At 68.6% G+C, this 22,065-nt stretch carries 24 protein-coding genes; 13 read left to right on the plus strand and 11 right to left on the minus strand.

Annotated elements, in window-relative coordinates:
* The first annotated feature begins 167 nt into the window (after positions 1–167).
* A complete protein-coding gene (gene idi / locus E0H50_RS28265) occupies positions 168–731 on the plus strand; it encodes an isopentenyl-diphosphate Delta-isomerase (RefSeq protein WP_131293566.1) in 564 nt (187 codons plus the stop codon).
* On the opposite strand, the gene E0H50_RS28270 is transcribed toward idi, so the two are convergent.
* The 7 genes from E0H50_RS28270 to E0H50_RS28300 form a co-directional block, all read right to left on the minus strand.
* Entirely contained in the window at positions 702–1,571 is an 870-nt protein-coding gene (locus tag E0H50_RS28270; RefSeq protein WP_131293567.1) for an NAD(P)/FAD-dependent oxidoreductase, read from the minus strand. The genes idi and E0H50_RS28270 overlap by 30 nt on opposite strands.
* A 33-nt stretch (positions 1,572–1,604) precedes the next feature.
* Positions 1,605–2,591 carry a 2-dehydropantoate 2-reductase gene (locus E0H50_RS28275; protein ID WP_131293568.1) on the minus strand — a complete coding sequence of 329 codons (987 nt, stop codon included), beginning with the start codon at positions 2,589–2,591 and terminating at the stop codon, positions 1,605–1,607.
* A 178-nt stretch (positions 2,592–2,769) separates the two neighbouring features.
* Complete coding sequence (locus E0H50_RS28280) at positions 2,770–3,729, minus strand: ABC transporter permease (RefSeq protein WP_131293569.1); 960 nt, start codon at positions 3,727–3,729, stop codon at positions 2,770–2,772.
* Positions 3,730–3,731: 2 nt separating this feature from the next.
* On the minus strand, positions 3,732–4,658 hold the full coding sequence (locus tag E0H50_RS28285; protein WP_131293570.1) for an ABC transporter permease: 927 nt from the start codon (positions 4,656–4,658) through the stop codon (positions 3,732–3,734).
* Complete coding sequence (locus E0H50_RS28290; RefSeq protein WP_131293571.1) at positions 4,655–5,668, minus strand: ABC transporter ATP-binding protein; 1,014 nt, start codon at positions 5,666–5,668, stop codon at positions 4,655–4,657. The genes E0H50_RS28285 and E0H50_RS28290 overlap by 4 nt, the downstream gene beginning before the upstream one ends.
* Positions 5,665–6,642 carry an ABC transporter ATP-binding protein gene (locus E0H50_RS28295; protein ID WP_131293572.1) on the minus strand — a complete coding sequence of 326 codons (978 nt, stop codon included), beginning with the start codon at positions 6,640–6,642 and terminating at the stop codon, positions 5,665–5,667. Before E0H50_RS28295 ends, E0H50_RS28290 begins: the two co-directional genes overlap by 4 nt.
* 4 nt (positions 6,643–6,646) lie before the next feature.
* Positions 6,647–8,446, minus strand: coding sequence for an ABC transporter substrate-binding protein (locus E0H50_RS28300; protein WP_131293573.1), 1,800 nt, complete (start codon positions 8,444–8,446; stop codon positions 6,647–6,649).
* A gap of 166 nt (positions 8,447–8,612) precedes the next feature.
* Between E0H50_RS28300 and E0H50_RS28305 the strand changes: the two genes are divergently transcribed.
* From E0H50_RS28305 to E0H50_RS28340, 8 genes are all read left to right on the plus strand, one after another.
* The gene (locus E0H50_RS28305) at positions 8,613–9,296 is read left to right on the plus strand and encodes a response regulator transcription factor (protein ID WP_131293574.1); all 684 of its coding nucleotides are present in this window, start codon (positions 8,613–8,615) and stop codon (positions 9,294–9,296) included.
* A 2-nt stretch (positions 9,297–9,298) separates the two neighbouring features.
* Positions 9,299–10,708, plus strand: coding sequence for a HAMP domain-containing sensor histidine kinase (locus E0H50_RS28310; protein WP_131293575.1), 1,410 nt, complete (start codon positions 9,299–9,301; stop codon positions 10,706–10,708).
* A 116-nt stretch (positions 10,709–10,824) separates the two neighbouring features.
* Entirely contained in the window at positions 10,825–12,435 is a 1,611-nt protein-coding gene (locus E0H50_RS28315) for an ABC-F family ATP-binding cassette domain-containing protein (RefSeq protein WP_131293576.1), read from the plus strand.
* A gap of 128 nt (positions 12,436–12,563) precedes the next feature.
* Complete coding sequence (locus tag E0H50_RS28320) at positions 12,564–13,046, plus strand: hypothetical protein (protein ID WP_131293577.1); 483 nt, start codon at positions 12,564–12,566, stop codon at positions 13,044–13,046.
* 7 nt (positions 13,047–13,053) lie between these two features.
* Entirely contained in the window at positions 13,054–14,208 is a 1,155-nt protein-coding gene (locus E0H50_RS28325; RefSeq protein ID WP_131293578.1) for a sensor histidine kinase, read from the plus strand.
* A gap of 76 nt (positions 14,209–14,284) precedes the next feature.
* Positions 14,285–14,908 carry a response regulator gene (locus E0H50_RS28330; RefSeq protein WP_131293579.1) on the plus strand — a complete coding sequence of 208 codons (624 nt, stop codon included), beginning with the start codon at positions 14,285–14,287 and terminating at the stop codon, positions 14,906–14,908.
* A gap of 60 nt (positions 14,909–14,968) precedes the next feature.
* A complete protein-coding gene (locus E0H50_RS28335) occupies positions 14,969–15,370 on the plus strand; it encodes an ArsR/SmtB family transcription factor (protein ID WP_131293580.1) in 402 nt (133 codons plus the stop codon).
* Complete coding sequence (locus tag E0H50_RS28340) at positions 15,367–16,341, plus strand: cation diffusion facilitator family transporter (RefSeq protein ID WP_131293581.1); 975 nt, start codon at positions 15,367–15,369, stop codon at positions 16,339–16,341. The genes E0H50_RS28335 and E0H50_RS28340 overlap by 4 nt, the downstream gene beginning before the upstream one ends.
* Here the strand turns inward: E0H50_RS28340 and E0H50_RS28345 are convergent.
* On the minus strand, positions 16,295–16,819 hold the full coding sequence (locus E0H50_RS28345; protein WP_131293696.1) for a GNAT family N-acetyltransferase: 525 nt from the start codon (positions 16,817–16,819) through the stop codon (positions 16,295–16,297). The two genes, E0H50_RS28340 and E0H50_RS28345, sit on opposite strands and share 47 nt — an antisense overlap.
* Positions 16,820–16,903: 84 nt before the next feature.
* Between E0H50_RS28345 and E0H50_RS28350 the strand changes: the two genes are divergently transcribed.
* The 3 genes from E0H50_RS28350 (at position 16,904) to E0H50_RS28360 (ending at position 18,832) form a co-directional block, all read left to right on the plus strand.
* On the plus strand, positions 16,904–17,179 hold the full coding sequence (locus E0H50_RS28350) for a DUF1905 domain-containing protein (protein ID WP_131293582.1): 276 nt from the start codon (positions 16,904–16,906) through the stop codon (positions 17,177–17,179).
* Between the two features lie 224 nt (positions 17,180–17,403).
* Positions 17,404–17,676, plus strand: coding sequence for a hypothetical protein (locus E0H50_RS28355; protein ID WP_238151324.1), 273 nt, complete (start codon positions 17,404–17,406; stop codon positions 17,674–17,676).
* A gap of 28 nt (positions 17,677–17,704) precedes the next feature.
* Entirely contained in the window at positions 17,705–18,832 is a 1,128-nt protein-coding gene (locus E0H50_RS28360; protein WP_131293584.1) for an epoxide hydrolase family protein, read from the plus strand.
* Here the strand turns inward: E0H50_RS28360 and E0H50_RS28365 are convergent.
* Positions 18,813–19,769 carry a quinone oxidoreductase family protein gene (locus E0H50_RS28365; protein ID WP_131293585.1) on the minus strand — a complete coding sequence of 319 codons (957 nt, stop codon included), beginning with the start codon at positions 19,767–19,769 and terminating at the stop codon, positions 18,813–18,815. The genes E0H50_RS28360 and E0H50_RS28365 overlap by 20 nt on opposite strands.
* 41 nt (positions 19,770–19,810) lie before the next feature.
* Between E0H50_RS28365 and E0H50_RS28370 the strand changes: the two genes are divergently transcribed.
* Positions 19,811–20,437: a DUF2461 domain-containing protein gene (locus tag E0H50_RS28370; RefSeq protein ID WP_131293586.1), complete on the plus strand. Its 627-nt coding sequence runs from the start codon at positions 19,811–19,813 to the stop codon at positions 20,435–20,437.
* A 457-nt stretch (positions 20,438–20,894) separates the two neighbouring features.
* On the opposite strand, the gene E0H50_RS28375 is transcribed toward E0H50_RS28370, so the two are convergent.
* Together E0H50_RS28375 and E0H50_RS28380 are read right to left on the minus strand one after the other, a co-directional pair.
* Positions 20,895–21,320 carry a hypothetical protein gene (locus E0H50_RS28375; protein ID WP_131293587.1) on the minus strand — a complete coding sequence of 142 codons (426 nt, stop codon included), beginning with the start codon at positions 21,318–21,320 and terminating at the stop codon, positions 20,895–20,897.
* A 145-nt stretch (positions 21,321–21,465) separates the two neighbouring features.
* A complete protein-coding gene (locus E0H50_RS28380; RefSeq protein WP_131293588.1) occupies positions 21,466–22,038 on the minus strand; it encodes a hypothetical protein in 573 nt (190 codons plus the stop codon).
* Positions 22,039–22,065: the final 27 nt, after the last annotated feature.

The following is a 22,065-nucleotide window of genomic DNA, read 5'->3' on the forward strand; positions in this document are numbered from 1 at the left end:
ACGGAAAGAGGCAGGAACCGGACGGTTCCTGCCTCGGAGGCTCTGGGTGCAGCGACTACGGAGTGCCGGCTCCTCCCAGAGCCGGTCGATAGATCACGCAGTGCTTGGTCACACCCCGAGGCTAACAGCTGCCAGACGGCCGTTGGAATCCGATTAGGCTCGACCCCGTGATCGACGAGCGGGTTGTGCTGGTGGACGAGGGCGGGCGTGCGGTCGGGACCGAGGCGAAGGCGGCGGTTCACCACGCGGCGACGCCGCTGCATCTGGCGTTCTCCAGCTACGTGGTCGACGCGGCCGGGCGGGTGCTGCTGACCCGGCGGGCGCTCGACAAGCCGACCTGGCCCGGCGTCTGGACCAATAGTTGCTGCGGGCACCCACTGCCGGGTGAGCCGCTCGAGCAGGCGGTACGGCGCCGGCTCGCGGACGAACTGGCCATCGTCGTGGAGACCGTCGAGCTGGTGCTGCCGGAGTTCCGCTACCGCGCCGAGATGCCGACCGGCATGGTCGAGAACGAGATCTGCCCGGTGTACCGAGCGTGGTGGACCGGTGACCCGACGCCGAACCCGGCCGAGGTTGCGGACTTCCGCTGGGCCGAATGGCACGAGGTACGGGACCTCCCGGACCTCTCGCCCTGGTGCCTCCTGCAACTGGACGAGCTCCCGGAACCGCCGTCCGACTGGCCGATCGCCGACCCGACGCGACTACCGCCCGCCGCCCAGATCCAGTTCTAGAAGATCCGCGTGTACGGCGACCGCCGCCGTACTCGCATGACCGGCCGCACCTATCGCGAGCAGCGCCGGACTGGTCGTCGTACCGACCGCGTAGACGCCCGGCATCGTGGTGCGTCCGCCCTCGTCTGTGACCACCGCCCCGTCCGCGACCTGGCATCCGAGCCGCTCGGCCAGATCGCTCTGCTGATGCTGCCGCACCACCACGAACACCCGCCGTGCCGGCAGCTCGGCCCCGTCCAGCAGCACGGAACCTTCCCGCACCTCCTTCACGGGCTCGGTCCGCACAGCCACCCCGGCCCGAACCAGCTGATCCGCCTGAACCGCGGTCAGCTCATCCCCGTCCGTGCAGAACGTCACATCGTCGCTCCACCGGCTCAGCAGCAGGGCCCGCGCCACTGACCGCTCGGGCGCCCCGCGCATCCCGATCTGCACCAGCGGCTGATCCCGCACCTCCCACCCATGACAGTGCGGACAAGCCACCACCGACTGCCCCCACCCGTCAGCCACCCCTTGTACGTCGGGCAACTCGTCCCACAACCCGGTCGCCAGTACGACGGCCCGCACCCGCTCGCCGCCGACCACGAACTCGTCACCGTCCACGCCGACGTCGTCGACCCGCAGGTCCCGGACGTCGACGCCGTACGCCGCCACCTGCCGCCGGCCCACCGCCAGCAGCTCGCCCGGCGCGAGATCCTCCACGCCGAGGAAGTTGTGCACGTGCGACGCTGCCCGATTCCGCGCCTGCCCGTCGTCGAACAGCACCACTCGCCGCCGGGCCCGGCCCAAGGTCAGCGCCACCTGCAGCCCGGCCACACTCCCACCAACTACCGCAACATCCATGCGTTCATCATACGAGATCTTCTATCTCGTATATTAAGACAGCTCGCGGAGGAGGTCAGGCCCTGACCACGAGCGGCGGTCGGTCTCGGCCGCGCGGATCAGCTCCACCAGCCGCGCGTTGACCGGAGCGGTCCGGCCGAGGGACTCCGCCAGCCGCACGACCTCGCCGTTCAGGTAGTCGATCTCGGTCGTCCGGCCGGCCTCGAGGTCCTCCCACATCGACGTCCGCGCGAGCGGGTCGACGGCGAGGACCTTGCTCGCGAGCCGCCGGAACAGGAAGTCCGGCAACCGGAGGACAGCGGGGAAGCGGTGCATCGGAACGGCCAGGAGCTGGGCCGGCCGGATCCCGGCCGCGTCGAGGAGCGCGAGCGTCTCGGCCTGCGCCGCGGCCAGGCATCGGCGGTACGCGCGCTGTGAGAGCTCGTCGCGCAACGGCAGGTTCGACAGCGCGTTGATCGGGTTGTTCAGGTTCAGCAGGAGCTTCGCCCATTGGACCGGAAGGATGTCGTCGTGCTGCGCGAGCGGCAGCCCGGCCCGTTCGAAAGCCTCCAGGTACGGCGTCAGCGCGGCATCCCGCTGTACGTCGAGCGCGCCCTCGGTGCCCTGGTGGAACACGCCGGCGCCCCGGTTCAGCACGTTGAACGGGACCATCCCGGTCACCACGGCCTGCTCGGTCAACCGCGACCGCAGCATCTCGCCGTTCCGCACGCCGTTCTGGAAACTCACCACGACCGCGCCCGGCTTCAGCACCCCCGCGAGCTCGGCAGCAGCGCCTTCGGTCGCGGCGGACTTCACCGTCACCAGGACCAGATCCGCGTCGGCCGCACCAGCCGGCGTCGTCTCGAACGGCACATCAGCCACCCGGAGATCCGCGCCCAGGTAGTCCGTCAGGTGCAACCCGTGCTCAGCGAGCGCGGCAGCCATCCGCGGGCGGCCGACGAACGTCACCGGCGTACCGGTCGCGGCCAGCCGCCCACCCACGTAACACCCGATCCCACCAGCACCGTAGACAGCGATCACGGAGGAAACGGTACTAGGGCATGTCTCCCAATCCCACGCCTACTGCGGGGCACTCGGCACGGCACCTCGCCGCACGGGTGCGAAGGCCACGATGCTCCGCATCGAGACCTTCGCCCCCGCACGCCGATGCACCGCACCGAGCACCTCCTCGCTACGGCGCGGGATTGGGAGACACACCCTAGTGCAAGCGGACCCGCGGGTCGAGAACGGCGTACCCGATGTCGACCAGGATGTTCGAGACCACCACCGCGGCCGAGGCGAACAGGACGATGCCGATGATGACCGGCAGGTCCTGCTGGTTGATCGCGACGACCGCTGTCTGGCCCAGGCCCGGGAGGCTGAACACGGTCTCGATGACGACCACGCCGCCGATCAGCTGCCCGAGGTCGATGCCGAACTGCGTGACCACCGGCGTCAGCGCGCTGCGCAGGCCGTGCACGACGACCACCCGGCTCTCCCGGATCCCCTTCGACCGCGCGGTCCGGATGTAGTCCTCACCGAGAACGTCCAGCATCGAACCCCGGGTCAACCGCGTATAGGTTGCCGCCAGCAACAAGGCGAGCGCGACCCAGGGCAGCAGCAGGTGCTGGAACCACGGCCCGATCCCGCCGGTCAGGGGTGCGTAGCCGCCCGCCGGGAACCAGCCGAAGCCACTCAGCGTGAGCCGGAAATACAGGAAATACAGCAACAGCAGACCGAGCAGAAACGACGGAAACGAGTAGAAGAACAACGCGAACAACGTCAGCCCGCGGTCCGCCAGGGATCGCGGGTGCGTCGCCGAGATGACACCGTTGAACACGCCGAGCGCCAGCCACAGTACGGCCGCCCCGAGCGCCAGCGACACCGTGATCGGCAGCGCCTGCCCGATGATGTGCGTCACCGGCACCTGGTGGTAGTAGTCGTACCCGAGGTTCCCCTTCACCGCGTTGCCGAGGAAGTGCAGGTACTGCTGCCACACCGGCAGGTCGAGACCGAGCCGGTGCTTGATCAGCGCGATCGTCTCCGGCGTGCCCTGGCGGCCCGCGAGCGTCTGCGCGACGTTGCTCGGAGCAACGAAGAACAGCGCGAACACCGCGACGCTGATCAGCCACAGGACCAGGATCCCGTGACCGATCCGGCGGATCAGGAACATGGCCATGATCAGGTCCGATCTGCGCGGGGGTCGAAGGCGTCCCGCACCCCGTCGCCGAAGAGGTTGAAGGCGAGTGTGGTGACCAGCAGCGCCAAACCGGGGAACAGGATGAACCACCACGCGGTCGTGTAGTAGTTCTGCGACTCGCTGATCATCCCGCCCCAGTCAGGCGTGGGCGGGGGCAGGCCGAGTCCGAGGAACGACAACGTCGCCTGGGTCACGATCACCACCGGAATCAGCAGCGTGGTGTAGACGATCACCGGCGCGATCACGTTCGGCAGGACGTCGACGAACATGATCCGCCGGTCGCCGGCCCCGAGCGAACGGGCCGCCTCGACGAACTCCCGTTCCCGCAGCGACAGCACCTGACCGCGGACGATCCGGGCCACCGAGGCCCAGCTGAAGCAGCCGATCACCAGCACCGTGACGGTCAGGCTCGGGCCGGTCACGGACACCAGCGCGATCGCGACCAGCAGGAACGGCACCGACAGCACCACGTCGATCAGCCGCGCCAGGACGGTGTCGGTGATCCCGCCGAGGAACCCCGCCGCAAGCCCCAGTACGACGCCGATGACGACCGTGATGGCGGTCGCGAGCACGCCGACGAGCAGTGAGATGCGGGCGCCGTACGCGATCCGCACCAGGATGTCGCGGCCGAGGTCGTCGGTCCCCAGCCAGAACGTGCCGTTCGGTCCGCGCGGCAGGCCGTCCGGGGTCAGCCCGATGTCGCGGTACTGCTCGTTCGGCGGATGCCCCGTCACGGCCGCGAACACCGGCGCGAGGACCGCCATCAGCACGATCAGCACGATCACGACGAGCGAGACCATCGCCACCTTGTCCTTGCGCAGCCGCCGAACCGCGAGCGAGAACGGCCTCCGCCCCTCGATCGCCTTCGGCTCGTCGAGAACATCGACCATCTCGATCGCGGCGGTCATGATGCCTTCAGATCGGGTACGGCGGTGGAGAGGTCCTCGCCCACCGTCAACGGGTAGAAGCAGGCGGTGCGGTGCCCGGGCTTGTCGTCGAGCACGGGTTCCAGGACCGGCTCCTCGGCCGCGCAGTCGAGCCGCGCTTTCGGGCAGCGGGTGTGGAAACGGCATCCGGACGGCGGGTTCGTCGCGGACGGGATGTCGCCGCCGAGGATGATCTGTTCGCGGCTGTCGGCGGTATCCGGGTCCGCCACCGGCAGCGCCGACAGCAGGGCCCGCGTGTACGGGTGCCGCGTCTGCCCGAACAGTTCGGCGGTCGGCGCCAGCTCGACGATCTTGCCCAGGTACATGACCGCGATCCGGTCGCTCACGTGCCGGACCACGGACAGATCGTGCGAGATGAACACATAGGTGAGGTCGAACTCCCGCTGCAGATCCGACAACAGGTTGATGATCTGTGCCTGGATCGACACGTCCAGCGCCGACACCGGCTCGTCGCAGATCACCAGCTTCGGCCGCAGCGCGAGCGCCCGCGCGACCCCGATCCGTTGCCGCTGGCCACCGGAGAACTCGGCCGGGAACCTGTTGTAGTGCTCGGGATTCAGGCCGACCAGCTCCATCAGCTCCTGGACCTTCTTCTTCCGTTCGTTGCCCGACGCAATGTTGTGGATGGCGAACGGGTCGCCGATGATCGACCCGACCCGGCGGCGCGGGTTCAGTGAGCCGTACGGATCCTGGAAGATCACCTGTACGTCGCGGCGCAGCGGCCGCATCGCCTTCCGCGAGAGTTTGCTGATCTCCTGGCCCTCGAACCACACCGAGCCCGACGTCACGTCGTACAGGTGCGCCATGCACCGGGCGAGCGAGGACTTGCCGCAGCCGGTTTCGCCGACCAGTCCGAGCGTCTCGCCCTTGTGCACCTCCAACGAGACCCCGGCAACGGCCTGCACCACCTCCTTGGAATGTGTCGGAAACTCTTTCCGTACGTCGTCCACTTTGAGCAGTACGTCGGTCATGAAGCCACCGCCTCGTTCACGTCGTGGGGGAGCCAGCACGCGGACTGATGACGCGGGTCGCCGCCCACGTCGACCAGCGGTGGTGGCTCCGAGCACTTGTCGAACACGTGCGCGCACCGGGCCGCGAACGGGCACCCCTTCGGCAGGCTGATCAGGCTCGGCGGAGTGCCCTGGATCGGCGTCAGCCGGTCACCGCTGCGCGCCGGGAGGGAGGCGAGCAGACCTTGCGTGTACGGGTGGTGGTTGCGGTAGAAGATGTCCCGGCGCGGCGCGCGTTCCATCACCGCGCCGGCGTACATGACCACGACCTCGTCGGCCATCTCGGCGACCACGCCGAGGTCGTGGGTGATCAGGATGATCGCCGTACCGAACTGCTCCTGCAGCCGGCGCATCACGTTCAGCACCTGGGCCTGGACCGTGACGTCGAGCGCGGTGGTCGGCTCGTCCGCGATCAGCAGCGCCGGGTCGAGAGCCATCGCCATCGCGATCATCACCCGTTGCCGCATCCCGCCGGAGAACTGGTGCGGATAGTCGTCGATCCGCTCCGCGGCCCGCGGGATGCCGACCAGGGTGAGCAGTTCGGCGGCGCGTTTCCGCGCCGCCTGCTTGCTGATCTCCAGGTCGTGCGCCCGGATCATCTCCACGATCTGCCAGCCGATCCGGTACTGCGGGTGCAGGCTGGACAGCGGGTCCTGGAAGATCATCCCGATCCGGGCGCCGCGCAGCCGCCGCAGCGTCGCCTGGTCCGCGGTGATCAGGTCGGTGCCGTCGAAGTACGCCGTACCGGAGACTTCGGCGCCGCGGGTGAGGCCGGTGATGGTCTGGGTGGAGACGCTCTTGCCGGATCCCGACTCGCCCACCACGGCGAGTGTCTGCCCGGCTTCCACGTCGAACGACAGCCCCCGGACGGCACGGACGGTACCGTCCGGGGTGTCGAAGGAGACCCGAAGGTCCCTTACTTCAAGCAGGGCCATGAGGTCAGCCGCCCTGCTTGTCCTTGGAGAGCCAGACGTTGGTCGGGTCGTAGTTCTGCATGGACGGGACGTACACCGCGTTGTTCACCTGGGCGGCGTGGTAGTTCGCCTGCTTGCCGTTGGTGAGCGGGTAGAACGCGGCCTGGTCCATCACCCGGGCGTCGGCCTTGGCCCACAGGTCCGCGGCCTGGTCCTGGGTCTCGGCGGTGGCGGCCTGGTGGATCAGGTTGTTGGTCTCCGGGTCGTTGTAGAGCCCGAAGTTGCTGCCGATCGGCGGGTACGACGGCGGACCGGAGAACAACGGGTTGAAGAAGGACAGCGCCGCGTTGCCGTACCAGTCGGCGCCCCAGCCGGCCAGCGAGACGTCCCAGACGCCGCGTCGCGCAACATCCGGTACCTGGAGGTACTTCACGTAGAAGTCCGCGTTCGGCGACGGAACGCCGACCACCGTGATGCCGGCCTTCGTCAGGTCCTGCTGGACCGTCTGGAAGGTCTTGCTGCTGCCCTCGGTCGCGTTGCGGTACAGGAACTTCAGCGTGAGGTGCGGGTAACCGGCCTCGGCGAGAAGTTGCTTGGCCTTGTCCGGGTTGTACGGATACGGGTCGATCTGCTTCGAGCCGATGATGACGTCGGGCAGGACGTGGGTCAGCGGCGGGTTCAACGTCTTGCCGCCGAGCACTTGCAGGATGTGGTCGCGGTTGATCGCGTAGCTGATCGCCTGCCGGACCTTCGGGTTCTGCAACGCCTTGTTGTTGTTCGGCGAGACGGTGTTGTAGATGACGTACGGGTTCGAGCCCGCGGTGTCGCCGATGGTCAGGTTCGGGTCCTTCTTGGCTTGCAGGGCAGGCAGCTGGGACGGCGGCGGAGCGACGTCGAACTCCATGTCGGCAGCCGGTGTACCGGTCTGCAGTTGCTGCTGGACCGAGTCCTGCGTGACGGTCTCGTTCACCACGATCTTGTCGACGTACGCCTTGCGGACCGGGTCGGACGCCGGGTCCCAGGCGGGGTTGCGGGAGTACGTGATCGACTTGGTCGGCACCCACGAGTCGACCTTGTACGGGCCGTCGGACGGGAAGTGGTTGCCGAGCTCGGTGCTGGCCGGAAGGTAGTTCAGCGACTCGACCGGGGCCGGCGAGAAGGCCGGCAGCGTCAGCATGTCGACGAAGTACGTCGCCCGCTGGGTCAGGTGGAACACGACCGTGGACGCGTCCTTGGCCACGACCCCTGGCAGCGGCGTCTTCTCGATGTACTCCTTGATCCCGGCGACCGTCTTCGGTGCCTTGGCGAAACCGTCGGCGAACGCCTGGTAGCCGACGATCAGGGTCGCGAAGTCCGGGATGCCGCCGAACGGCTGCTGCGGGTTCGCGGTCCGCTTCACACCGAGGACCATGTCCGCGGCGGTCACCGGGCGGGCCGGGTTCGTGTTCCACTTCGCGCCGGGCCGGATCTTGATCGTGTACGTCGTGCCGTCCGCGCTGATCCCGCCGTTCGCCGCGGTCGGAATCTCGGTGGCGAGATCGGCGACCGGCGTGGTGTTCTTGCCGCCGGGGTCGGCCGGGTAGGTGAACAGCTGCCGGCTCCACATCCGCAGGTTCAGGTACCCGACGGAGTAGTAGCTGACGTTGGGGTCCATGTAGTCGACGTCGCCCGCCCCGAGCATGTTCAGGGTGCCGCCGCTGACCGGTGTGCCGGCGGATCCGCCTCCGGATCCGGACGCCGTTCCGCCGCCGTTACTGCAGGCGGCGAGCGCGATGAGGCTCGCCGCGGCGGCAAGGGATACTGCCGCCAGCCGTTTCCTGGCCATTGGTCCTCCTCCGGGACTCGATAGCGCCGAAGTTAGGACTCCCGGGCGGGCCCGGGACCGCGGTCACCGAACCGTCAAGCAGATGTCAATCGGCGCTCGCACGAAGATGACGGATTCATGACAGGCGTAACCGGCACCCGGACCGCCGGTGAGCGACACTGGTCCCGTGGCACACAGCTTGCTGCTGGTCGACGACGAGCCGCGGATCCGGCGGGTACTGCGGCTTGCCCTGGAGGACGAGGGCTACCAGGTCGCCGAGGCGGCCAACGGGTACGACGCCTTGGCTGCGCTGCGCCGGGAGCCTCCGGACGTGGTGCTGCTGGACCTGATGCTGCCGGACCGGGACGGTTTCACGGTCTGCCGCGAGATCCGCCGCGCGAGCGACGTACCGGTGATCATGGTGACCGCGCGGACCGACAGCCACGACGTGGTCGCGGGCCTGGAGGCGGGGGCGGACGACTACGTGACGAAACCGCTCGTCGCGAAGGAGCTGTCGGCCCGGATCCGGGCGCTGCTGCGCCGGGTCGAACCGGCCGGCGCGCGGCAGGCCGACCTGCTCGAGGTCGGTGACCTGCGGATCGACGTACCGGCGGCGGAGGTGACGCGGGACGGCGAGGTGCTGCCGCTGACCCGGACCGAGTTCAAGCTGATCGCCGAGCTGGCCAACGCCGACGGCAGGGTGCTGAGTCGCGAGCAGTTGCTGTCGAAGGTCTGGGGCTACGGGTACTTCGGTGACAGCCGGATCGTCGACGTCCACATCCGGAGGCTGCGGCTGAAGGTCGAGCGCGATCCGGCCAGCCCGAAGCATCTCGTGACGGCCCGGGGCCTGGGCTACCGACTGGTGAGCTGACCTTGCTGGGACGGGTCACCCTGCGGGGCCGCGTGATGCTGGCGTACGGCCTGCTGGCGCTCGGGTTGTCGACCGTGCTGTCGATCGTGACCTGGACCGTCGTATCGGACTATCTGGTCCAGCAGCGCGAAGCGGCGGCGGAGACGATCACCGCGGACAACGGAGCCGCCTTGCGGTACGGGTTGTTCGGTCCGCCGGAGCCGTGCCGGCCCAGCCACGAGCGGGTCGAGTGCGAGACGCCGACGCTGCAGCCCGGGGTGTCCGTGATGGAGGTGATGAACAGCCTCCCGTCCACCGATGCGGCGGCCACCATGCTGTACCTCCAGGACCGTTGGTACGCGATGACCGGGAAGCCGTCCGATCTGCCGCCGGACCTGATCCAGGGCGCGATCAGCGGCAAGGTGGTGCAGCGGCGGATCGAGGTCGGCGGGCAGCCGGTGCTCGCGGTCGGCGTACCGATCGGGCGGCAGGGGGACGCGTTCTTCGAGTGGCATCCGCTGAGCAGCCTCGACGACACGCTGCAGCGGATGAAGATCACCCTGATCGCGGCGGCGATCGCGACGGCGCTGGTCGGGCTCGCCGTCGGGCGGCTGGCGAGCACGCTCGCGCTGCGCCCGCTCGCGGAGCTGACCCGGGTCGCGGACGCGGTGGCGCGCGGGAAGCTCGACGCGCGGTTGCCGGCGGGGAACGACAAGGATCTCGGCGGGCTGGCGCGGTCGTTCAACCAGACCGCGGCCGACCTGGAGAGACGTGTGGCCGCGGACGCCCGGTTCGCCGGTGACGTGAGTCATGAGCTGCGGACGCCGTTGATGACGATGCTGAACTCGATGCAGCTGATCCAGAACCATCGCGCCGAGCTGCCGGCCGCCGTCCGGGAGCCGGTCGAGCTGCTCGGTGACGACCTGGACCGGTTCCGGCGGCTGGTGATCGACCTGCTGGAGATCTCCCGCGACGACGGCGGCGACCGGGGCAGCCGGGAGATCGTCCGGATCGCCGACCTGGTCCGGGCCGCGGCCGACGCGGCCGCCGGGCGGGAGGTGACGGTCGTCGCGCCGGACGCCGAGGCGCTCACGCTGCAGGCGGACAAGCGCCGGCTCGAGCGCGTGATCGCGAACCTGGTGGAGAACGCCGAGGATCACGCCGGCGGCTGCAAGGGTGTGGGCGTCGAGGCGGGCGGTCTCGGCGTCGTCATCACCGTCGACGACGCCGGGCCGGGGATCGGCGCCGAGGACCGGTCCCGGGTCTTCGAACGGTTCGGCCGGGGCGAGACCTCGGGCCGTGGCCGCGGTGTCGGCCTGGGGCTCGCGATCGTCGCCCGCCACGTCCAGTGGCACCACGGGACCATCCTGGTCACCGACCGTCCGGGCGGCGGCGCCCGCTTCGTCGTCGAGCTCCCCGCGAAAATCAGCTGACGGATCTTGCCAGCCCTGGTTACCGTGGTCGTATGGCTACTTGCCTCTGTGTCTAGCCGGCGCACCCGCTTCTGCAGGTGAGGTGTGTCCACTAGCTACCACGGAGAGTAACCATCATGATCACCGTTCGCGGTGTAGATATTCGGGTCGGCGCGCAGTTGCTGCTGGCCGACGTGTCGTTCGGTGTCGGCGCCGGGGACCGTGTCGGGCTCATCGGCCGGAACGGTGCCGGCAAGACCACGCTGCTGAAGACGCTGGCCGGCGAGACCCGGCCGACGGCGGGGCAGGTCAGCACGACCGGGTCGATCGGCTACCTGCCGCAGGATCCGCGGGCGGCCGATCCCGCGATCACCGTCACCGCGCGCATCCTGTCCGCGCGCGGGCTGGACGTCGCCGTACGGGAGCTCCGGGCGGCCGAGGCCGCGATGAGTTCGGCCACCGGTTCGGCGCAGGAGAAGGTTCAGGAGAAGGCGATGGCGGCGTACGCGCGCGCCGAAGCCGCGTTCCAGGCGGGCGGCGGGTACGCGGCCGAGGCGGAAGCGGCGCGGCTCGCGGCCGGTGTCGGGCTGCCGAACCGTGCGCTCGAGCAGCCGATCGGCGAGCTGTCCGGCGGTCAGCGCCGGCGCGTCGAGCTGGCCCGGATCCTGTTCGCGCAGCACGACGTCCTGCTGCTCGACGAGCCGACCAACCACCTCGACGCCGACTCGGTGCTGTGGCTGCGGCAGTTCCTGCTGGCCTACCCCGGCGGCCTGATCGTCATCAGCCACGACCGCGAGTTGCTCAAGGCAACGGTCAACCGGGTCTTCCACCTGGACCCGCAGCGGTTGACGATCGACATCCACAACACCGGCTGGACGAAGTACCTCGAGCAGTTGGAGGTCGACGAGCGGCGCCGGAAGCGCGAGCGGGCGGTCGCCGAGCGCAAGGCCGCGGTCCTGCACGCCCAGTCGGCGAAGATGCAGGCCGGTGCGAGTACGGCGATGGCGGCCAAGAACATGGCGCGTCGCGCGGACAAGCTGCTCGCGGGGCTGGAGCCGGTCCGCCGGGCCGCGCGGGTCGCCAAGATCCGCCTCCCGGCCCCGGCGCCGTCCGGCCGGACTCCGCTGTCCGCGGTCGGCCTGAAGAAGTCGTACGGCGCCTTGCGGGTGCTGAACGGTGTCGATCTGGCCGTGGACAGGGGGAGCCGGGTCGTCATTCTCGGGCTGAACGGTGCGGGCAAGACCACGCTGCTCCGGCTCCTCGCGGGCCGCGAACAGCCTGATGCCGGCCGCGTCGTACCGGGTTATGGCTTGCGACTCGGGTACTTCGCGCAGGAACACGACACGCTGGACCTGGCCGGCACCGTACGGCAGAACCTGGCGTCGGTCGCGCCCGGGCTGACCGACGGCGAGGTCCGGAACGTGCTCGGCTCGTTCCTGTTCAGCGGTGACGATGTGGACAAGCCGGCCGCTGTGCTGTCCGGCGGCGAGAAGACCCGGCTGGCCCTCGCCGGCCTGGTCCACTCCAGCGCGAACGTGCTGCTGCTCGACGAGCCGACGAACAACCTCGACCCGGCGTCGCGGGACGAGGTGCTGGGTGCGGTCGGCAGCTACCCGGGCGCGATCGTGATGGTCACCCACGACGAGGGTGCGATCGAGGCGCTGCGCCCGGATCGGGTGCTGATCCTGCCGGACGCCACCGAGGACCTGTGGTCGGACGACTACCTCGACCTGGTCTCGCTCGCCTGAATTCGTTGGCGTGAGTCAACCCTGGGGTTGAGGCCCAGATCCACCTGGGTCTCACCTCGGGGCTGACGTTCCGGACGTCGTTTCCGAGGAGTGTTGGCAGCAACCTCCTCGGAAAGGAACTCATGGACATGTCGGCCGTGCTCGGAATCTTGATTGGCCTGCTGGTGCTGGTGCGGGTGATCGGCAAGCAGGTGACCGGATCGCTCGTCACGCAGAAGTCGCTGGTCGGGATGCCGCTGATCCTGCTGGGCGTCGGCGTGCTCTCGCTGTCGTCGGCCGTCCACAGCGCCTCGACCGGCGAGCTCGCGTTCCTGGCGCTCAACTGCGTGGTCCTGCTCGGGGCCGGTTTCGCCCGCGGTGCGAGCATCCGGCTCACCCAGACCGCGGACGGGATGTACCAGAAGGGCACTGTTCCGACGCTCCTGCTCTGGCTGCTGACGATCGCGCTCCGGGTCGGTGCGTCCTTCGCCTCGGCGGCGCTCTGGCCACACAGCACGTTCAGCCGGTCGGCGATCGCACTGACCGTCGGCCTCACGATCGGTGCGCAGAACGCGATGATCTACCGCCGCTCGCTGGCCATGAACATTCCGCTGGCGGCGCAGCGGGCATGATGAGGTCATGACGTGGACTCCGGCGGGCCTGGTGCGGGACAGCTCCGTACCGGGCCTGCTGCTGCGTGCGGTGCCGGGGGTGATCACGATCCTCTCGGTGATCGTCGCCACCCGGGACGACGCCGACCGGCGGCTGCCGTACCCGCTGATCGTCGCGATCGGCGTGATCGTTGTCCTCAGCAACATCACGCTGTTCTTCCTGAGGGACGGCGATCCGCCCGGCCCGGCCGGCTACGGGCTGCTCGTGTTCGCGGTCGCCGGGTCGGTGCTCTGGTACGCGTTACCGGGCAGCGCGATGATCATCGTCCCGTTCTGGGTCAGCCGTGCGGCGGTCCGCTACTACCGGGCGCAGCCGCTCGAATGGATCATCGTTGCCATCAGCATCCTTGGTGCGAGCGTTCCGCTGTACGTCACCACGCGTTCGCTGCCCGGGGCGTTCGGGGCCGCGTTCGGGGTGGTCGCGTTGACGCTGGCGGCGGTGAACCGGCGTACTCGCGAGCAGCAACTGGAGGATCTCGAGGTGTCGCTGGCCCGGAAACAGGCCGCGATCGAGGAGCACGAGCGGGCGGCGGCGCTGGCCGAGCGGGCGCGGATCGCGCGCGACGTGCACGACGTACTCGCGCATTCGCTGGCCGGGTTGTCGTTGAGCTTGCAGGGTGCGCGGCTGATGCTCGTACGGGACGGGGCGTCGCCGGAAGCGATCGAGCAGGTCACGCGGGCGCAGGGGCTGGCCGCGGACGGGCTGGCCGAGGCGCGGCGGGCGGTGGCGGCGCTGCGGGAGGACGCGGTTCCCGACGTACGGGCGCTCGGCGATCTCGTCACGGCGTACCGGCTGGAGAGTGGGGCGACGGCGGAGTTCGAGGTCGACGGCGAGGAGCGGGAGTTGCCGGCTGAGGCGCTCGGGACGCTGTACCGGACCTTGCAGGAGGCGCTCGCGAACACCCGGAAGCATGCGCCGGGTGCACTGGTGCGGGTGCGGCTGACGTACGGCGACGTGGTCCGGCTGACTGTCGAGGACCGGCCGGGGCAGCCTCCGAAGCGAGCGGCGGCGGGCGGTTATGGTCTGCTCGGGATGCGCGAACGCGCCGACCTGGTCGGCGGATCATTGGAGGCCGGCCCGACGTCGACGGGCTGGCGGGTCGAACTGAAGGTGCCTGCGTGAAGGAGCGAAGCGAGTTCACCAGACAGCACAGCGCGGTCCGTGCCTCAGCCGCGCCCGGAGCGAAGCGAGGACGCGGATGAGCTTGCGAGTGGTGGTTGCGGACGACCAGACCGTGGTGCGCGACGGGCTGGTGACGTTGCTCAAGTTGCTGCCCGGGATCGACGTGATCGGGGCTGCGGCGGACGGCCTGGAAGCGGTCCGGCTGGTGGGCGAACACGACCCGGACGTACTGCTCGTCGACCTGCGGATGCCGACCATGGACGGTGTCGAGGCGACGCGGCGGGTGCGGGCCGATCATCCGCGGACCGAGGTGGTCGTGCTCACGACGTACAGCGACGACGACTCGGTGCTGTCGGCGCTGCGGGCCGGCGCCCGCGGGTTCCTCACCAAGGACGCGGACGCGGAGTCCATCGGCCGGGCCCTGCAAGCGGCCGCCGCCGGCCAGTCGATCGTCGACGCCGACGTCCAGCGCCGCCTGATCGAAGGCACACCCAAACCGGTGGTGGACACAGGCCTCACGCCCCGCGAGACCGAGGTACTGCGGCTGATCGCCGAAGGCCTGTCCAACACCGAGATCGCCCGCCACCTGGTAGTCAGCGAGGCCACGGTCAAAACCCACATCAACCACCTCTTCGCCAAGGCCCACCTCCGCGACCGAGCCCAAGCCGTCGCCTACGCCTATCGCCTCGGCCTCGCCTGACGCACAGCGCCCACCCGCTGTAGCTTGCGGCGCGACGAGCCGCTGCCCTACTGTGGATATATGAAGAGTTCTGCAGATGTGCAGCTCGACTCCTGCAATGTGCGGCTGGTCGACCCGGAGCGGGTGGCGAGCGTCAATGCCAGGATGCCGGGAGAGGAGGACATCGCCGACACGGCTGACGTCTTCGGTCTGCTCGGCGATCCGCGACGGCTGAAGCTGCTCGTCGCGCTGCTCGACGGGGAGCTGTGCGTCTGCGATCTCGCCGCGATCACCGGGCTGAGCGAGTCCGCGACCTCCCATGCGCTCAGGTTGCTGCGGGCGCACCGCGTGGTCGCCGTACGGCGGGACGGGCGGAACGCGTTCTACCGGCTCGACGACGCGCACGTGCGGATGCTGCTCGATCTCGCGGTCGCGCACACCGAGCACACCGACGCCATCCACCCGGAAAGGTCGAAAGGGTGAGCGCCGGCCACGGGCACGGGCACGGTGTCGGCGCGGCGGCGGACCGGAAGCTGCTCAGCGGTGCGCTCGCGCTGATCGTCGGCTTCATGATCGCCGAGGTGATCGTCGGGTTCGCGGCCGGTTCGCTGGCCCTGGTCACCGACGCGGCGCACATGCTCACCGACGCGATCGCCATCGCGCTGGCACTGCTGGCGATCCGGCTCGCCGCGAAGCCGCCGGCCGGTGGGTTCACCTACGGCTTCAAGCGGGTCGAGATCCTGTCCGCGCAGGCCAACGGCATCACACTGCTGCTGCTCGCGGTGTACTTCGTGTACGAGGCCGTCAGCCGGATGATCGATCCGCCCGAGGTCAAGGGCGCGCTGGTCCTGATCACCGGTGTCGTCGGCATCGTGGTGAACCTCTTCGCGACCTGGCTGATCAGCAAGGCGAACCGCTCCAGCCTCAACGTCGAGGGCGCGTTCCAGCACATCCTGAACGACCTGTTCGCGTTCATCGCAACCGCGATCGCCGGTCTCGTCGTCCTGCTGACCGGGTTCGCCCGGGCCGACGCGATCGCGGCGTTGGTCGTCGCCGTACTGATGCTGAAGGCCGGCGTCTCACTGGTCCGGGACTCCGGGCGGATCTTCCTCGAGGCCGCGCCGATCGCGATCGACCCGCAGGCGCTGGGCGCCGAGCTGTGTGCGGTCGAGGGAGTGGTCGAGGTGCACGACCTGCACGTCTGGGAGATCACCTCGGGCGAGCCGGCCGCGTCCGCGCACATCCTGGTCGCCGAGGGGCTCGACTGCCACCAGATCCGGGTGCGGATCGAGGAAGTGCTTGCCGAGCGCCACCACTTGACGCACTCCACGCTCCAGGTCGATCACGCGACCGAAAGCCAGAGCTCGGAGCACTGCAGCGACTCGCACGGCACGGTCCACCGCGCGATCACAGGTGCTGGATCAGCACCTGACCCAGCCAGTCCACATCATTGACCCGCGGTACGGCGAACTCGGCGTCGCGCGTGAAGCCCTGCCTCTCGTAGTACCGGACCAGCCCTCCGCCGCCACCGGCGAAGCAGTCGACCCGCAGCAGCCGTACGCCGTCCGCGCGGGCCAGGCTGCGGGCATGGTCCAGCAGCACGCCGCCGAGGTTCTGCCCGGCGGACAGGCGGTCGGTCACGAGCAGCCGCACGTACAGCTCCGGTTCGGTTGCCGGCGGCACGTAGTCGAGGGCGTCACCGACAGCGAGTGCCCCGACCACCCGGCCGTCCGCCTCGCCCACCCCCTCGCCCACCCACAGTCCGCCGTCGTCGGCGAAGCCCGTGATCTGCTCGACCCGCCGCGGGCTCGTCGAGTGGGCCGCCGTACCCCACTGGTCGGTCCGCCCGCGCGCGACCAACCACTCGGTCGCCCCGTCGAGGAGCGCCAGCACCGCCGGTACGTCGTCCCGCCCGGCCCGGCGGATCGTCATCTGCACATTTCCCAGAATAGGTTGGCCGAAGATGTCGAAACGCCATTCGCAGTCTCTACCTAGGTGTGTAGAGAGGAGCTCACGATGAGCAAGCTGGACAAGACATTCACCGCGCCGCTGCAGAAGAGCGACGCCAAGGGCGGCTGGACCTACGTGCAGATGCCGGACTCGGCGGCGTACTTCGGGACGCGCGGACTGGTCAAGGTGCGCGGCACCATGGACGGGCATCCATTCGAGAGCTCGTTCATGGCGCTCGGCGACGGGACCCACAAACTGCCCGTCAAGGGGGCGTTGCGGGACCTGCTCGGCAAGCAGCCGGGCGACGAGATCACGGTGTATCTGGAAGAGCGTCTCAGTTGAGAGTGACTTCTGTTTGATCTGAGATCACCGTCACAGGGGGTCATGTTCTGAGTAAGGTCTCTGTGAAGAATCGATCCTGACCGGCTGCTCGGGTGGGGATCATCGCGGGCCGGACCGTACCGTCGATGACTGGGTGGTCCGACGAAGTCAGGAGTGATCGAAGTGCTACGGGGCTCACGGGGCGTGCGATCGGCATGCCCGCATCCAACAGACCTGGCGTGACAGTGATCTCGTTGAACAAGATTCTCGGCGTGGCCGGGCTGGTGCTGCTGGTCGGCGGCGGGTTGCTCGGGTTCCGATCGGTCTCGGAGAGCGGGACCGACTGCGGTTCCGCGTTCCAGCCGGCCGGCGGGATCACGCCGATGGCCTGCGACAACGCCCTGAACGGCGCCGGCACGTTGACCACTGTCCTGATGAGCGCGGGCGCGCTCTGCCTGATCGCCGCCGTCGCGATCAAGGTCATCCGCAACCGCACCCAGGAGAAAGTCTCCGCCTGACCGGCACCTCCTGTGTAAGAGTGCCGCCGTGACGATCGAACCATTCCGGCTGGATGTGCCGGAGAGCGAGCTGGACGACCTGCGCCGGCGGCTGGACCTGGTGCGTTGGCCCTCGGAACTGCCAGGTGCGGGCTGGTCCCGCGGCGTACCGCTGGACTACCTGAAGGAACTGGTCGGGTACTGGCGGGACGGGTACGACTGGCGGGCCGCCGAGGCGCGGCTGAACGAATGGCCGCAGTACACAACCGTCATCGACGGTGCGGTCGTCCACTTCGCCCACGTGCGCTCGTCGTCGCCGGATGCGATCCCACTCGTTCTCACGCACGGCTGGCCGGGTTCGATCGTCGAGTTCACCTTCGTCGCCTCGTTGCTGAGCGACTTCCATCTGATTGTCCCGACCATCCCAGGCTTCACGCTGTCCGGCCCGACCAGCGAACCCGGGTGGGAGTTCAAGCGCGTCGCGCGCGCGTGGACCGAGCTGATCACGCGGCTCGGGTACGAGCGGTACGGCGTACAGGGCGGTGACTGGGGTTCGGCGATCTCTCGCGAGGTCGGGCGGATCGATCCCGAGCGCGTGATCGGCGTACATCTCAACCTCATCCCGGGCGCGGGCGCGACGTCCGAGCCGACCTTCGAGGAACTCGCGCCGCTGGACGCCGGGGAGCGCGAGCGGACCTGGGCGTCGTGGCACCGGCAACAGCAGTTCGCGAAGGAGCAGCAGGGGTACGCCGACCTGCAGTCGACCCGCCCGCAGACGCTGGCCTACGCGCTGACCGACTCGCCGGTCGGGCAGCTGGCGTGGATCGCGGAGAAGTTCGCGACCTGGTCGGATCCGGCGTCACCGATCGATCGGGATCTGCTGCTCACCAACGTGATGCTGTACTGGCTGACGAGGACCGCGGGATCGTCCGGCGCGATCTACTACGAGCGCGCGCACGCGTCGTACTGGGGCCAGCCGGCCGAGCCTTCGCGGACACCGACCGCGCTCCTCGACCTCGCGCACGAGAACTTCATCCCGCTACGGCACAAGGTCGCCCACACCGACAACATCATCCGCTGGACCAGCCACCCGCACGGCGGCCACTTCGCCGCACTCGAACAACCCGAAGTGCTGGCCGCGGACATCCGCGCCTTCTTCACGTCCTTGACGGTTTGAGGATGAGCTTGCCGGTGGTTCGGCGGGCGAGCAGGTCCTCGTGGAAGCGGCGGGCGTCCTCCAGCGGGTACTCGGCGCCGACGAGCGGGCGGAGGTTGCCGGCGGCGGTGAGGGCGAGCAGCTCGGTCAGCGGCTCGACGTACCCGCCCGGCAGGTCCATCGCGGGGACCAGCCAGAAGCCGGCCACCGAAAGGTTGCGCTGGGCAAGCGCACTCGGGTCGATGCTGGGTCGTCCTTCCCGGCCGGCGTTGCCGTAGTTGACCAGGCGGCCGAAGTTGGCGAGTGTTTCCAGCCCGGCCAGCATCGTCGGGCCGCCCGTCGAGTCCAGTACGACGTCCACGCCGTCGGTCACCTGGTGGATCCGGTCCGCGTAGCCGTCCGGGTTGTTGTCCACGGCAACGTCCGCGCCGAGCTCCAGCGCCAGCTCTCGCTTCGCCGCGGTCGACGCCGTTGCGATGACGAGACCGGCGCCGAGGTGTTTGGCGAGCTGCACCGCGATCGATCCGACGCCACCGGCCGCCGCGTTCACCAGCACGGACTCGCCGGCGCTCAGTCGCGCACTGTTCTTCAGTACATGCCAGGCCGTCAGTCCCTGGATGAGCAGCGCGAGTGCCTGCCCGTCGCTGACCTCCTCCGGTACGTCGACAGCGCGGTGCGCCGGCGCCACGGCGTACTCGGCGTACCCGCCGCCGGTCTCGAGGATGGGGGAGAGGATGCGGCGGCCGGTCTCGGTACGGCCGACGATCTCGACGCCGGGGATGAACGGGAGCGTGACACCGCCGCGGTAGGACCCGTCGGTGCGGTGGGTGTCGGCGAAGTTCACCCCAGCCGCGCTGACCTCGACCCGGATCTGGCCGGGTCCGGCGGTCGGCGGGTCGAGCTCGGTCGGTACGAGGACCTCGGGGCCGCCGAACCGGGTGACCTGGATCGCGCGCATGGGGTGTCTGTCCGTTCTGCCGGGCGAACTATCGTTACCGCATGAGTTTTACCGGTTTTCCGGCTGCGGCGCTGGACTTCTACGACGATCTCGAAATGGACAACACCAAGACCTTCTGGACGGAGCACAAGCACGTCTACGAGGAGTCGGTCCGGGCGCCGATGGCCGCGCTGCTGGCCGAGCTCGAGGAGGAGTTCGGTACGGCGAAGTTGTTCCGCCCGTACCGCGACGTGCGGTTCGCCAAGGACAAGACGCCGTACAAGATCCACCAGGGCGCCTTCATCGACGTCGCCCCCGCCACCGGGTTTTACGTGCAGGTGTCCGCACCCGGCGTACGGGTCGCGGCCGGCTTCTACGAGGCGTCGTCCGAGCGACTGGCCCGCGTCCGCACCGCCATCGACGACGACCGCCGCGGCAAACAACTCGAGAAGCTACTCGCCAAACTGGAGAAGGCCGGCTGGACCGTGGGCGGCGACAAACTCAAAACCAGCCCCCGAGGCTACGACCCCGACCACCCGCGCATCGACCTCCTCCGCCACAAGTCCCTGACGGTCAGCAAGAACTACGGCTTCGAACCCGTCATCCACACCCCAGCCCTCACCACCCAGATCCGCGAGGACTGGCGAGCCACCCAACCCCTCATCCAATGGCTCACCGACAACACCTGAGCAATCGTGTAGAGGGAAGGACGAAGGAAAGAACAAACCAAAGAACAGAAGAGAGGGACATAAGAAGAAGGAGAGGTATCCAGAAGGCCTCGCAAGCCTGCAGGGAAAAGATCAAATGAAAGACCCGAGAAAAGAAGATATTTAGAGTGGTAGTTGGCTTCAGCGGTCAACCGAAGGTTTGACTGCGCGACGTCGGGGTGTCAGAACATGCATCAACCCACCATCATAGAAGAAGAGCAGAGAACAACAGGAAAGACAAGAGAATAGATTGGCCGGGTGCCTGGTTGGCTCAGGCTGTAGGCGCGGCCTTGCGCGCGTTCGCCGGCTTATTGGGCGCGGCCGGCAAGAACCCGGTCGTCGATGCCGTACTCACCGCCCACGACCGAAGGCGCTGGCCGGGCCCGCGCTAACGCTGCAACGGGCCCGGCCAGCGCAGGCCGGTGTCGGTGGAGTGCCGTTAGTTGAGTGCTGGTGGGATCATCCAGCAGCCGCGGGTTTGCTGATACAGCAGCTTGTCCGATGAAACCTGGTACACGAAGACCGTCATGTCGAAACGGTTGTGATTCGGATACTCGGCGAGTCGTACATCGCTGGGCACGCTCCACGAGCCGGTGCTGGTGGTGTAGATGCGGGTACTGGTCGATGCGAAGTAGGTTCCGTCCTCGAACCATTGCTGAAGCACATCGATCTGGGTGTTTCTCGGAAAGTCGACGCCCGATGCGGCGCTGTGAATGTGCGGGCCGAACGGGTAGGAGGAATCCGCGGTCTTGTGACAGGAGACCCCGGAGTTCATGTAGATCGCCCAAGCCGGTGCGCTTGAGCCGAGTACAGCGATGGCGACGGCCGCCAACGCCACCGCCAACGCTCTGATTGCTCTTCTCATCGTCGCCTCCAATACCTCGTGGGACATTGAGAGGCGAGCGTGGCAGCCACGTGCCGGCGTCGGCATCGCGGAAAACCGGCAGCCTGTGCCGACTTTCTGCGGCCTGGAGGACGAGGCCGGTCTCGGTGCGAAGCGCGGTGTGCGATCAGTCCTGCGGTGTCTCGTAATTGCGGAGGGTCGCGTTGACAGGATCAAGGGCGATCTCGGAGATCTCGATGCCTGCACCGTGCAGACCGATGGCCACCTGCCCGATATCCACCGCTGCGGCCCACTGCCGGCGGAATCGATAGGCCGAGACACTGATCGGGCGTCCGTCGATCACGCAGGTGCCAGCTGTCCAGCCGTCGCCGCCGACGGACTGTGCCAGGTGCTGCAGGTCGCCGAGCTCCCGCGCAACAGCCGGGTCTTCGGGTTGGTCGGTCGACGATGCCATCCCCGACAGGGCCAGCAACGCCGCATCCACCAGACCTGTCGATCCACGGAACGCATCGCCCTGCGAGTCGCGCGGGCTAGCCGGAAGCTTGGCATCGGTGATCACCACAACGTGAGACCCGTCGACACTGCCGTGGAGGAGGCTCACGTACCACAGAGGCCCTTCGTCTGGATCATCTGCCCTGTTCCAGCCATCGATCGATCGAGGGCCATCGAACGAGGCATCGAGTCCGTAAACAGGGAACAGTGGCTTTGGCAGCGGCGGCCGTACCGCGTCGTTGTCCATGGAGTTCAGCATGACCCACTTGTGAGC

It is taken from the genome of Kribbella sindirgiensis (genome assembly GCF_004331435.1).
GTDB classification, from domain to species: Bacteria; Actinomycetota; Actinomycetes; order Propionibacteriales; family Kribbellaceae; genus Kribbella; species Kribbella sindirgiensis.